The sequence below is a fragment of the Methylobacterium sp. P3_A11 genome, from assembly GCF_056403155.1.
Window position 1 is genome coordinate 1 of sequence record NZ_JBFUGA010000143.1, and the last position, 11,642, is coordinate 11,642.

13 protein-coding genes are annotated in these 11,642 nt (G+C 72.4%); 7 read left to right on the forward strand and 6 right to left on the reverse strand.

Going from position 1 to position 11,642, the window contains the following annotated elements:
• The 3 genes from AC1DXK_RS27990 to AC1DXK_RS28000 all read left to right on the forward strand — a co-directional run.
• The coding region (locus AC1DXK_RS27990) for an integrase core domain-containing protein (RefSeq protein WP_456686759.1) at window positions 1–248 on the forward strand (248 nt) is incomplete at its 5' end.
• Window positions 249–328: 80 nt separating this feature from the next.
• A complete protein-coding gene (locus AC1DXK_RS27995) occupies window positions 329–757 on the forward strand; it encodes an RNA polymerase sigma factor region1.1 domain-containing protein (protein WP_477299520.1) in 429 nt (142 codons plus the stop codon).
• An 80-nt stretch (window positions 758–837) separates the two neighbouring features.
• Entirely contained in the window at window positions 838–1,227 is a 390-nt protein-coding gene (locus tag AC1DXK_RS28000) for a phage holin family protein (protein ID WP_457108665.1), read from the forward strand.
• A 201-nt stretch (window positions 1,228–1,428) separates the two neighbouring features.
• On the opposite strand, the gene AC1DXK_RS28005 is transcribed toward AC1DXK_RS28000, so the two are convergent.
• Complete coding sequence (locus AC1DXK_RS28005; RefSeq protein WP_477299521.1) at window positions 1,429–3,156, reverse strand: HWE histidine kinase domain-containing protein; 1,728 nt, start codon at window positions 3,154–3,156, stop codon at window positions 1,429–1,431.
• 270 nt (window positions 3,157–3,426) lie between these two features.
• Window positions 3,427–3,645 (reverse strand): hypothetical protein, encoded by a 219-nt coding sequence (locus AC1DXK_RS28010; protein WP_457108667.1) that lies wholly within the window; start codon window positions 3,643–3,645, stop codon window positions 3,427–3,429.
• A gap of 212 nt (window positions 3,646–3,857) precedes the next feature.
• On the opposite strand from AC1DXK_RS28010, the gene AC1DXK_RS28015 reads away from it, so the two are divergent.
• From AC1DXK_RS28015 to AC1DXK_RS28025, 3 genes are read left to right on the forward strand one after another with little or no spacing between them, the layout of a single operon-like run.
• Window positions 3,858–5,102, forward strand: a complete 1,245-nt coding sequence (locus AC1DXK_RS28015; RefSeq protein ID WP_477299522.1) for an MFS transporter — start codon at window positions 3,858–3,860, stop codon at window positions 5,100–5,102.
• Window positions 5,099–5,854 (forward strand): siderophore-iron reductase FhuF, encoded by a 756-nt coding sequence (gene fhuF / locus AC1DXK_RS28020; protein WP_477299523.1) that lies wholly within the window; start codon window positions 5,099–5,101, stop codon window positions 5,852–5,854. The genes AC1DXK_RS28015 and fhuF overlap by 4 nt, the downstream gene beginning before the upstream one ends.
• A gap of 13 nt (window positions 5,855–5,867) precedes the next feature.
• Window positions 5,868–7,619, forward strand: coding sequence for an ABC transporter ATP-binding protein (locus AC1DXK_RS28025; RefSeq protein ID WP_477299524.1), 1,752 nt, complete (start codon window positions 5,868–5,870; stop codon window positions 7,617–7,619).
• A gap of 103 nt (window positions 7,620–7,722) precedes the next feature.
• Here the strand turns inward: AC1DXK_RS28025 and AC1DXK_RS28030 are convergent, their stop codons facing one another.
• On the reverse strand, window positions 7,723–8,802 hold the full coding sequence (locus AC1DXK_RS28030; protein ID WP_477299525.1) for a LacI family DNA-binding transcriptional regulator: 1,080 nt from the start codon (window positions 8,800–8,802) through the stop codon (window positions 7,723–7,725).
• A 351-nt stretch (window positions 8,803–9,153) separates the two neighbouring features.
• Complete coding sequence (locus AC1DXK_RS28035) at window positions 9,154–9,360, reverse strand: hypothetical protein (RefSeq protein WP_477299526.1); 207 nt, start codon at window positions 9,358–9,360, stop codon at window positions 9,154–9,156.
• Window positions 9,361–9,600: 240 nt separating this feature from the next.
• Between AC1DXK_RS28035 and AC1DXK_RS28040 the strand changes: the two genes are divergently transcribed.
• The gene (locus AC1DXK_RS28040) at window positions 9,601–9,822 is read left to right on the forward strand and encodes a DUF6894 family protein (protein ID WP_457108672.1); all 222 of its coding nucleotides are present in this window, start codon (window positions 9,601–9,603) and stop codon (window positions 9,820–9,822) included.
• 315 nt (window positions 9,823–10,137) lie between these two features.
• Here AC1DXK_RS28040 and AC1DXK_RS28045 read toward each other — a convergent pair whose 3' ends face one another.
• A complete protein-coding gene (locus tag AC1DXK_RS28045) occupies window positions 10,138–11,001 on the reverse strand; it encodes an SMP-30/gluconolactonase/LRE family protein (RefSeq protein WP_477299527.1) in 864 nt (287 codons plus the stop codon).
• A gap of 29 nt (window positions 11,002–11,030) precedes the next feature.
• Window positions 11,031–11,642 (reverse strand): MFS transporter (locus tag AC1DXK_RS28050; protein WP_477299528.1); only part of this gene is annotated, 612 nt, incomplete at its 5' end.

Consider the following 11,642-nt stretch of genomic DNA (forward strand, 5'->3'; position numbering starts at 1 on the left):
GGACCAATGGCCAGGTCGAGCGCATGAACCGGACCCTCAAGGACGCGACCGTCAAGCGCTACCACTACGACAGCCACGACCAACTGCGGGAACACCTCGCCGCTTTCCTGGATGCCTACAACTTCGCCCGGCGGCTCAAGACCCTACGCGGCCTCACGCCATACGAAGCGACCTGCCGAGCCTGGGCAGACGACCCAGGCCGGTTCAGATACGACCCAACCCATCTCACCTCGGGACTGAACACCTAGGCCCCCACCCGCCTCCCGTAACCGCGGCCGCTCTGGCGCGTTCTCGATGGACGGCCCGGAGGCCGTCCTGGAGGCGAGGCATGGCGCAGACCCTGGATCGCGGGACGCTGGACCGGCTGATCGCCGTGGGCCGGACCCGAGGGGCGCTCACCGCGGACGACCTGCGGGCCGCGCTCCCGGTGGAGCGCATGGATGTCGATGCCCTGGTCCTGGTGATGCTGGAGCTCGAGGCGGCGGGCGTCAGCGTCGAGCCCGAAGCCTTCGGACCGCCGACGGACCGGCCGGTGCCGGTCCCGGTCACGCTTCCGGCGTCGCCCCCCGGCGCAGCGGCACCGGTCCGGCCGGCGGACACAGGTCACGGCGCAGTCTCGGCCGCGACACCCCCCGCCCCGCTTCGACCCCCTGTGCCAGGGCCGGCTCCGGACAACCCGACCGATGCCGGCCGGGCCGTTCTCCTCGCCGGCCTCGCCACGGTGCTGGTCCTCGGCGCGGCGGTGCTGATGCTATGAGCGGCTCGCTGCGGAACGCTTCGACGGCCGGCCCCGTTGGCCCGGGCCGGCCGGAAACGGCTCAGAGGACCACCGCGCCGATGCGTCAGAGCCAAGACGGAACCCTCGCCCTTCTGATCGCCGCCCTGCGGGAGGGGACGGTGCATGTCGAGGCGCTGCTGACGCTGGCGCGGACGGAAGTCGACGGCAACCTCCGGGCGTTGGTGTCGCTGATCGCCATCCTCGGCACGATCCCGGTGCTCCTGATCGTCACCTTCTTCCTCGGGCTCGACGCCGTGGTGAAGCTGCTGGCCCTCCCGTTCGGCTCCGAGGCGCCGGCAGCGCTGATCGTCGCCGCACCGTTCCTGGTCCTGGCCCTCGGACTCGGCTGGATGGGCGCGCGCCGGATGGCCCTCTCGAACCTGGAGCCCTGGCGGACGTGGCGCCAGGTGAAGCGGGACGTCCGGGAGGTGGCGCGCACCGAAGCCTGACACCGGAACTAAGACGGTTTTCTGTTCTCTGTCAGAGTGATGCAGTGCAACTCTCCCGCGTCAGGTGAAGAGTGCGCCGCCGGGTCCGTCTCTCCGTCAGGCCCCTCGGTCCCGCGGAAGCGCGCCAGACACGTCTCCCCGTAAGCCATTGATCAACAGGCATTTTTTCCCGGGCACGACCACCGCCCGGGTGAGGCCCGCTCAGTGCGTCGGCGTCAGCATCGCGGCGGGACCCGGCTCCAGAGGCACGTCGAGCCGACACCGCAGGCCACCGGCCTCGAAGGCGAGATCGACGGTGCCGGCGAGTTCGTGCCGCACGCCGCCGGTGATCAGGCGCGTCCCGAAGCCGACCCGGGTCGGCGCCTGCACCGGCGGGCCGTTGCTCTCCTGCCACGTGAGCTGCAGGCGCCGCGCGCCCGCCGCGAGCGACCACGCGATCCGGACGCGCCCCGCCTGGACCGAGAGGGCGCCGTACTTGGCAGCGTTGGTGGTCAGCTCGTGGATCGTCATGCCGAGGGCCAGGACCTCCCGGGGGCTCAGCGACAGGTCCGGACCGTCCAGGCGGATCTGGTCGACACCGGTCCGATAGGGGCTGAGTTCGTTCTCCAGCACCGCGCGCAGGGAGGCGCCGCTCCAGTCCTCGCGGGTCAGGAGGTCGTGGGTCTTGGACAAGGCCAGGATCCGCGCCTCCAGGACGTCCGCTGAGCCGCGGGACTGGCGGGCGAGGGCCTGGACGGTGGCCAGGGTGTTCTTCACCCGGTGGTTCAGTTCGTGCAGCATCGTGCCCTGGCGCGCCTGCAGGGAACGGCCGCGCTGGATCTCCGCCTGCAGCGCGGCGGTGCTGCGCTGGAGCGTGCCGGCCATGGCGTCGAGCTTGCTCCCGAGCCGGTCGAACTCCGCTCCGCCGCGCAGGCCCGTGCGGGCGGCGAGGTCGCCCGCCTGCCACGCCGCCGCAGTGCGCAGGAGCCGGTCGACCGGGCGGCGGATGAATACCCGCCCGGCCACGAGGGCGGCGGCCAGCGCCAGCGCCGCCCCGAGGGCGATCAGCACCAGCCCGCGGCGGGTCGCGGCGTCGATATCCGCGAAGGCGGCGGCATAGTCGCGCCCGACCACCACGCGCACCCCGGCGAGCGGCCCGTCCGGCGCCGCCGTGGCGATGACCCGCAGGCGGCCGTCGAGCCCCCCGGCGACGCGCACGGCATCGCCCTGGGCCGCCAGCATGGCGACCCGGGCGGGCGGGATCGGCTTGCCGATCCAGGACGCCTCGTCCGGGCGGCGGGCGATGATCAGACCGTCGCGGTCCGTGACGGTGATCGCCGTCTCCACCTGATGGAGCGCCTGCTCCAGGTGATCGGAGAGCCAGTCGAGATCGACGGCGGCGAGGAGGACGCCGGTGGGGGCGCCCGCCGCGTCACCGCCGTGGACCGCCCGGGCGAAGTGGATCGAGGGGCGCTTCGTCTGGAGGCCGAAAGCGTAGCCGCCCACCGCATAGCCGCTCCGCTCCAGGGCGCGGTGGAGATAGGCGCGGCTGCGGCTCGAATAGGCTCCCGCGGGCGAACCGGCGCTGTCGCAGATCACGGTGCCCTCGGAATCGGTGAGAGCGATCAGACGCACGTGCGGCAGCCGCGCGGCGGCGCGGCGCAGATAGGCGGAGCAGGCTGCGGCGTCCCGCGCCTGCACCGAGGAAGCCCCCGCCATCAGGTCGAGGGCCTGCTCCATCCGCTCGGAGATCTGCTGGAAATCCTCCGCCACGTCCCGCGCGGTGGCGCGGACCTCGGCCTGCACGGCCGCGTCGCGGCTCGCCCGCAGGGCGACCTCGTTATAGCCCTGGATCGCCAGCGCCGGGGCGAGGGCGAGGAGGACCAGCAGCAGGATGCGGGTCGTCAGCGAGAGGGGCAGGGACGCGGGAAACGGGAAGCGCGGCACCATGGGCGGTCAGTCGGGACCGGCGATCATCGCACCCGCCCCGCGGAGCCAGCGCCGCCACGACGATCGGCTCGGCAGGGCCGTCGCCGAAGGTCGCGGACTCGGCGCGGCCGGAGACCCGCATCCGCGCTCATGGAGCGCCGCCGCACCGGGCAGGCGACGGGCGGGGGCAGGGGGCTTCGATGGCGGGACGCCGGATCATGCCGGCCTTGTTGCAGAACCGATCGGCCCTTGCCAGTGGGCCGACGCGCCCGGTCCGTGGGATGGATCGTCTCAGCGGCCGCGGGGCCGCCCAGCCTGCGGGCGCAGGTGCAGGAAGCTGCGCTCGCCGGTGGCGGCCTCGGCCACGTGCTGGATCGTGTCGAGCAGGTCGGCCACGGCCTGCGGTGCGGCCGGACGGAACCCGGCCGTCGGTTCGACCCAGCGTTTCTGCGTCCGCCCCGCGGCGATCTGCGCCTCGCTCAGCGCGTCGAAATCCCGGTGTCGGGTCATGGCTCAGCCCTCCGAGGGGAACTCTGTCCGGGGTATGGTTGACGAAAGGTTAACGCTGCGTTCGGCGATCCGCACCCGGGGGGAGGGCGCCGGCTTGATCGCCGGCGCGGACTCTTCTAAAGAGAAAAAATCGAGGCTTTTCAATAGATTAGTGTGATTATAAACTGCAGCCCCTGGCCGGTCGTGATGCTTAAAGCAGGATCCGGGTGGCGGTGACCGGATCCGTCGGCCCCGCCCTCGGCGCCCGGTTCGCCGACGCCCTGGCCGGGCTGCGGCCCCTGGCACCGTTCTTCTGCCTCTACGTGACCTTCGGGGCGACGCTCGGCTTCCTGTCCGGCGGGGCGCCCCTGATCCTGCGGGCGCGGGGCGTGGACCTGGCCGAGGTCGGGCTGCTGCAGCTGATCAACCTGCCGGTCGGGCTGACCTTCCTGTGGGCGCCGGTCCTCGACCGGATCCGCCTGCCGCTCCTCACCCATCGGCTCGGCTGGATCGCCGCCGCGCAGGCCCTGGCGGTGGCCATCCTGATCGCCCTGAGCTTCGGCGAGTTCTGGCCGCTGCCTGCACTCCTCGCCCTGGCGATCGCCGTCTGCGCCTGCGTGGCGACCATGGATATCGCCCTGGAGGCCCTGGTGGTCGAGACCGTGCCGGCGGCGCAGCGCACCGTCGTGGCCTCCGCCAAGCTGTGCGGCGCGTCGCTGGGCGGCATCCTGGGGGTCGGCGTGCTGGTCGGCTCCTACGATGGCCTCGGCTGGCGCGGTGCGGTCCTGGCCTGCGCAGCCCTCGACCTCCTCTGCCTGCTGCCGATCCTGGACTACCCGGAGGCGCGGCGACGCGGGGCCGGGATCCAGCCGGACCGAGGGTCGGGCTCCCTGGCGCGGCTGCGCCTGCTGGGAGGGCGGGTGCTGGTGCTCGGCGCGTATTTCGCCGCCTCCTACCTGCTGGCCGGCCCCACCACCCTGGCGCTCCTCGATCTCGGCGTGCCGCTGACGCAGGTCGGGTTCCTGACCGGCACCGTCCTGCCGGCGGTCAACTTGATCATGGCGCTGGCGGCGGGCGGGCTGGCGGCACGGTTCGGCACCGTCCGGCTGATCGCCGCGGGGGCGCTCGGCGTCCTCGCCTCCGGGGGCCTGATGGCGATCGCCTGCGCGGGCGGGTCGGCGGCGCTCGGGATCGCCGCCACCCTCCTGAACTTCTTCGCGGGCGGCTTCCTCGGGGTGCCGGTGTTCAACATGATCTATCGCTGGGCTCAGGGGCCGCAGCCGGCCACCGACTACGCGCTGCTGTTCGGAGCCGCCTTCTTCGCCGCCATGCCCCTGCGGGTCGCCGCCCCGGCGCTCGCGGGCTGGATCGGCTGGCCCGGCTACTTCGCCGCCACCTTGCCGCTCTATGCCGCCGCGGTGGCGTGGCTCGCCGTCGCGGTGGGCCGGACCCTGCAGGCCGACGGGGCGGCGCGATGAGCGCCGGGATCGCCGCGCAGGTCGCCGCCCGGGTGCCCGATTCGCTCGCAGCCTACCGCGACGGCGTCGCGGCCGGCCCCGGAGGCCCGGACGCGCTGCCCCTCGGTGCCCTGCGCGACGCGGCGGTGTTCGACGCGACCCTCGCGGCCTTCGGGGCGGGTTTCGGCGCCGACTTCCAGAGGGCGGATCCGCGGGTGCGGGTCTCGTACTGGAGCCAGTACTACCTCGCGGCCCTGGCGACGCCGGCGCTGACCGCCCTGGTCCGCCTGGGGCGCCCGCTGCCGCTGGCCTTCGACGCGGTCAGCCTCGAACTCGACGCGGCGGGACGCCCGTGCCGCTTCCGCCTGCCGGCGGAGGGATCCCCCTGCGCCGCCTGTCCGGCGCCCGGGCTCACCGGGCTGGTGGAGGCGCATCTGCGTCCTTTCGTGGAGCTGTGCCAGGCCCGGTACGGGATCGCGCCCCGGGTCCTGTGGGGCAACGCCGCCGTGGTCCTCGACTACGTCGCCCGGGAACTCGGCGGTCCGGACCGCTGCGGGCGAGACGGGACGGGCGCCGACCCAGCCTGTGACGACGTCGCGGCCTGCCTCGGATGGCGTGCCCGGCCGGGCTGCGCTACCAGCCCCCTGGCGCAGGCGCTCTGCCCGGGGGCGTCGGGCTGCCGGCGACGGCGCGTCTGCTGCCTGCGCCACCGCCTGCCGGGGGTGCCGTCCTGCGGCACGCTCTGCCCCGTCGACTGCGCCGCCCCCCGTTGATCCGAGCCGCGCGATGCTGAAGGCCTTCCTCGCCTATTACCGGCCGTACCGGACTCTGTTCCTGGTCGATTTCAGCTGCGCGGTGCTGTCCGGCCTGCTGGAACTCGGCTTCCCCGTCGCCGTGAAGGGCTTCATCGACTCGCTCCTGCCCCGGCAGGACTGGGGGCTGATCCTGCTCGCCGCCGCCGCCCTGGCGCTGATCTACGTCGCCAATGCCGGCCTGATGGTGGTGGTCACCTACTGGGGCCACGTGCTCGGCATCAACATCGAGACCACGATGCGGGCGCGGGCCTTCGATCACCTGCAGAAGCTCTCGTTCCGCTTCTACGACGGCCAGAAGACCGGCCACCTCGTCGCCCGGGTGACCAAGGACCTGGAGGAGATCGGCGAGGTCGCCCATCACGGACCCGAGGACCTGTTCATCGCCGTGATGACGCTGCTCGGCGCCTTCGCGCTGATGCTCATGGTGCACGCGCCCCTGGCGCTGCTCACCGGGGCGATCCTGCCGGTCATCGCCTTCGTATCCCTCCGCTACGGCGGCCGCATGACGCGCAACTGGCAGGCCCAGTACGGCCGGGTCGGGGCCTTCAACGCCCGGATCGAGGAGAATGTCGGCGGGATGCGTGTGGTGCAGGCCTTCGCCAACGAGACGCACGAGCGCGCCCTGTTCGCCCGCGACAACGCCCGCTACCGGGACACCAAGCTCGAGGCCTACCGGCTGATGGCCGCGGGCCTGTCGATCAACTACCTCGGCCTGCGCCTCGTGCAGATCGCGGTGCTGCTGGGCGGCGCCGCCTTCGTGGTCCGCGGCGACCTGACGCCCGGCGGCTTCGTGGGCTTCCTGCTGCTGGTCGGCGTGTTCTACCGGCCGCTGGAGAAGATCGGCGCCGTGGTGGAGACCTATCCCAAGGGGGTCGCGGGCTTCCGCCGCTACCAGGATTTGCTGGCCACCGAGCCCGACATCACCGACCGGCCGGACGCCCGCGCGGTGGCGTCCCTGCGCGGCGACATCCGCTTCGAGGGCGTGGGCTTCGGCTACGGCCCCGGCCGGCCGGTCTTCACCGGCCTCGACCTCGCGGTGGCGGCCGGCGAGACGGTGGCGTTCGTCGGACCCTCGGGCGTCGGGAAGACGACCCTCTGCGCCCTGCTGCCCCGGTTCTACGAGGTCGAGGCCGGCCGGATCACGATCGACGGGATCGACATCCGCGACCTGACGCTGGCAAGCCTGCGGCGCCAGATCGGCATCGTGCAGCAGGACGTGTTCCTGTTCGCCGGCACGATCCGGGAGAACATCGCCTACGGCCGCCTCGACGCCACCGAGGCCGAGATCGACGCCGCCGCCCGGCGCGCGCGGCTCGGCGCCCTGATCGACGACCTGCCGGAGGGGCTCGACACGGTGGTGGGCGAGCGCGGCGTGCGCCTGTCGGGCGGCCAGAAGCAGCGTATCGCCATCGCGCGCGTCTTCCTCCGGAACCCGCCGATCCTGATCCTCGACGAGGCGACCTCGGCGCTCGACACCGAGACCGAGCGGGAAATCCAGCGGGCGCTGGCCGAACTCGCCCGCGGGCGCACGACCCTGGTGATCGCCCACCGCCTCGCCACCATCCGCGACGCCGACCGGATCGTGGTTCTCGGGGCGGCCGGGGTGGTCGAGGAGGGCCGGCACGCGGCGCTGGTCGCGGCCGGCGGCCCGTACAGCCGCCTGCACGCGGCCCAGTTCGGACGGGACGGGGAATCCGGGTCGGCCATCCTCGCCGCGGAGTGAGGCGCGCCGGATGAGACTGTGGCGCGTCGCTGCCTCCTCCGCGCGTGCGCTTCCCCGATCGCGGGCTCCAGCCGCAGACCCGGCGGCCGCGCGGGAAACCCGTTCAGAGCCGGGCCGGCACCCCGGATCCCGTCGATTCCCGGACGACGAGGCGCGTGGGAAACAGCCTCTGGGCGAGGTTGTCCGGCGCCCGCGTCCCCTCGATCAGCTCGACCAGCGTCGCGAAGGCGAAGCGGACCATGTCGAGGGTCGGGCCGTCCACCGAGGTCAGGCTCGGGACCGTGTAGGCGCCCTGGGTAAAGTTGTCGAAGCCGACGACGCGGATGTCCTCGGGGACGCGCACGCCGCGCCCGTGCAGCGCCTTCAGCACGCCGAACGCCACCCGATCGTTCGCCGCCACGATGGCGTCCGGCCGGCCGCCCGCCCGCGTCTCCGACCGCTCCAGCAGGGCGAGGGTCGCGCGATGGCCGCCCTCGGAGGTCCGGTCGCAGGGAACCACGAGGTCCTCGCGCAGCGGCAGCCCCGCCTCCGCGAGCGCGTCCTGATAGCCGCGGAACCGTTCGGTCACGGCGCGCGGCCGCTGGCCGTCGCGTTCCCCCGTGAACAGGCAGATCGACCGGCTCCCGGCCCGGACCAGATGCCGGACGGCGTCGCGGACCGCTTCGCGCTCGGCCCGCATGGCGAAATGCGTGCCGGGCACGTCCAGGCCGAACACGACGAAGGGGAACCGCTTGGCCTGCAGCAGCGCGATCAGCGGGTCGTCCCGGCGGTCGACGAACACCACCATCCCGTCGACCCGGGCCTCGCTGACCAGACCGGCGATCCGGCTCAGGCCATCCGGATCGTCGCCGCGGCGGCACCGGTGGACCAGCGTGTAGCCGTGCTGGTCGGTGACATGCGCGAAGGTCTGCAGGACGATGCCCTGCTGGGTCTCCTCCATCAGGCCGGACGCCGCGTCGGCGGGCTGTGTTCCGATGGAGAACACGCACGCGATGCTGCGGCTGGGCTTCTTGCGCAGGGACCGGGCCGCGAGGCTCGGCACGAAGTCCAGGTCGCGCATGGCCGTTTCGATGGTCTCGCGGGTGGTCCGGGCGACCTTCTCGGGATGGTTCAGAACCAGCGAGACCGTCTGAAAGCTCACGCCGGCCCGTCGCGCGACGTCCTTGATCGTCGTCTGGCCCATCGTCACCTCGAGCCCCGGACCGCCCGGAGCCGCGCGGCACTGCCCCGTTCGAACAACCCGTCTAGAGCTGTATCGATCGGAGATAAAGCTGCGGACGCGACGATGAAAGTGGCTCCGAGCGGCACAATACCGGTCTTACGAGCACGAAATCTGGGATGTCCCGCACCGGGAAGACACCGATCCGCCGGGTCGGGGCTGTCCCCGTCAGCCGGCCCTCTGGCCCAGCGTCTGGATCAACCTGAGCAGCACGCCGCGGATATGGGATCGGAGGGGTTTGTTCTCTGCCATGGGACGCCGTTGGAAGCGCCGGACCGCGGCGCCTCAAGAAACACGCCCATTGGACTGGCGTTGCTACGTAAAAAGCGGGTTCGATGCCGCAGGGGCGACCCAGGACCATCCTCTAAGGACGTAGCGCGAGGCCCGCATCGACACGCCGCCAAGGCTCGTATGATGGCGCGGGATCGTCGACAGAACGCTTTTGATATGCGCGCGCAGTTTCGCTTTGCGGAGCGAGGCCGTCTCGGCGCTCGCGGTCGGTGGATTGGCGGAGGTCGACATGTCACGGGCTCCCGCTCAGGAGCGCCGCCTCACCGAGCCACCGGACAAGGGCCAGGGGCGACGCTCGACGTTTCTATAGTTCATCGACGACGCGAAATCTCATCGACATTTGATAACCCAAAACTAATTGGTGTTTTAAATGTATTAAGGTTTATTCGGCCCAAGACTTAACCCCATCATGTTCCGCACTACGTAGAGATTCCGAACGACCGCCTCAGGGCGGCAGCAGGGGGGAGGTCGGTGCCAGAGCGTTTCTACTTCGACGTCGAGAACGCCGAGGAGACGATCCGCGACGAGGACGGTGTGGAGGTCGGCAGCCTGGAGGAGGCCCTGGCCGAGGCGCGCAGCGTCATCTCCGAGATGGCCGATGAGATCTGCGCCGCCGATCCCAGCCGCTTCTGGAGCCTGGTCGTGCGCGACACCTCCGGACGCCCCGTCTGCCGGCTGCCGATCCGGCGCTAGGGCATCGTTCCGATCGCGGCCTCCGACCCGATGCGCGAGGACTGCTCCGCCGCGGTCGACAAGAAGCCCGCCGCGGCACGGGCCGGGCGGGCTGGAGGTGGTCTCGTCTCGGAGAAGACCGACCGTAGTGGCCGCCCGGCGGCCGCGCATCCCCCATCCGGGTGAGAGCGCCACACGATCCCGCGACCGTGGCGGGGTCTTGGCCGACGCCGACCGCCGCGGGGCAAGACGCGTCCGCCCCCCCGGACGCACGGCTCGGCATCCCCGCGACGGGATCCGCGGTGCGCGGAGACCGTCGCCGGACAGGGGCGCCCATCAGCCTCCGAAGGGGCGGGGCGGCAGGCCGGCCACGCCGACATCGAGTTCGAAGAGGGCGCCGGCCTCGGGCACATGCTCGGCCCCCCGCGCGGCCGAGGTGACGAACAGGCGGTCGAGACCGGCGCCCGCGAAGGTGCAGCTCGTGATGTTGGGCGCGGGCAGCGGGATCGCCCGCATCAGGCGTCCCTCCGGATCCACCCGGCTGAGACGCCCGCCGCCCCAATGGGCGATCCAGAGGCAGCCCTCGGCATCCGTGGTCATCCCGTCGGGCCAGCCCCAATCGTCCGGAAAGCGCAGGAAGGGCCGCTTGCCGGTCAGCCCGCCGTCCGCAGCGAGGTCGAAGGCGTAGACCGTCCGGGCGGCGCTGTCGCTGTGATAGAGGATCCGGCCGTCGCGGCTGAAGGTCGGCCCGTTGGCGACCCCGTAGCGGGTGTCCATCCGCCGCCAGGTCAGGTCCGGATCGAGCCGGTGCAGGGAACCGGAGACCGCCGTCTCGGCCTGGTGCATGGAGCCGGCCCAGATCCGGCCGGCGCCGTCGACCTTGGCGTCGTTCAGGCGGTTGTCCGGATGGTCCGGCTCGGGATCGCCGATCGGCACGAGGCGGTCGGCCTCCAGGTCGTAGGTCGCGAAGCCGCTCTTCAGCCCGACGACGAAGTCGCGCCGGCCGGCGCGGGGGAGGATCCAGCCCAGCGGTTCCGGGAACGGGCGCGTGCCCACCGCGCCGTCGGCGAGGTCGAGCCAGTTCAGGGCCGGGGCCTCGATGTCGACCCAGAACAGCACGCCCCGCTCCGGAACCCAGACCGGCCCCTCGCCGAGGCGGTCGCGCCGGGGCCGGTCGAGGATGCGGATCCGCGGGTCCATGGCGGCGCGCTCCCCCGTCCGGCCGCCGCTCAGGCGCCCGCCGGCCGCGGCGCGGCAGCGGCGGTCCGGCAGCCCCAGAGGGCGTAGAACAGGACGTAGAGTTCGCAGGCGGCGGTGATCAGGAAGGAGCGCTGCAGGCCGAACCGGTCCGCCGCCCAGCCCTGCACCACCACCAGCGAGCCGCCCGCGATCGCCATGATCAGCAGCCCGGCCCCCTCCTCGGTGAGCGGGCCGAGGCCGCGGATCCCCAGGGTGAAGATCGTCGGGAACATGATCGCGTGGAACAGGCCGACCGAGATCAGCGCCCACAGGGCGAGGTGGCCGGTGGCGAAGGTTGCCACCAGCATCACCGCGCAGGCGCCGACCGCCGCGCCGGCCAGCACGGTCTCGGCCGAGCGCCGCTGCATCAGGTAGCTGCCGCCGAAGCGCCCGACCATCATGCCGCCCCAGAGCAGGAACAGGTAGCGCGACACCTGGGCGTGGGTCAGGTCGCCGATCTCGGGCTCCGAGACGAAGTTGATGAACAGGTTCGACACCCCGATCTCGGCGATCAGGTAGATGAAGATCGCCGGCACGCCGAGCACGAGGTTGCGGTGGCGCCGGAGCGACAGGCCGGCGCGCGCGGCCTCGGCGCCCCGGGC

Excerpts from the sequence above, each read along its gene's own strand:
- AC1DXK_RS27995 (WP_477299520.1), top strand. The coding sequence starts at position 329 with ATGGCGCAGACCCTGGATCGCGGGACGCTGGACCGGCTGATCGCCGTG.
- AC1DXK_RS28000 (WP_457108665.1), top strand. The coding sequence starts at position 838 with ATGCGTCAGAGCCAAGACGGAACCCTCGCCCTTCTGATCGCCGCCCTG.
- AC1DXK_RS28005 (WP_477299521.1), bottom strand. The coding sequence starts at position 3,156 with ATGGTGCCGCGCTTCCCGTTTCCCGCGTCCCTGCCCCTCTCGCTGACG.
- AC1DXK_RS28010 (WP_457108667.1), bottom strand. The coding sequence starts at position 3,645 with ATGACCCGACACCGGGATTTCGACGCGCTGAGCGAGGCGCAGATCGCC.
- fhuF (WP_477299523.1), top strand. The coding sequence starts at position 5,099 with ATGAGCGCCGGGATCGCCGCGCAGGTCGCCGCCCGGGTGCCCGATTCG.
- AC1DXK_RS28025 (WP_477299524.1), top strand. The coding sequence starts at position 5,868 with ATGCTGAAGGCCTTCCTCGCCTATTACCGGCCGTACCGGACTCTGTTC.
- AC1DXK_RS28030 (WP_477299525.1), bottom strand. The coding sequence starts at position 8,802 with ATGGGCCAGACGACGATCAAGGACGTCGCGCGACGGGCCGGCGTGAGC.
- AC1DXK_RS28035 (WP_477299526.1), bottom strand. The coding sequence starts at position 9,360 with ATGTCGACCTCCGCCAATCCACCGACCGCGAGCGCCGAGACGGCCTCG.
- AC1DXK_RS28045 (WP_477299527.1), bottom strand. The coding sequence starts at position 11,001 with ATGGACCCGCGGATCCGCATCCTCGACCGGCCCCGGCGCGACCGCCTC.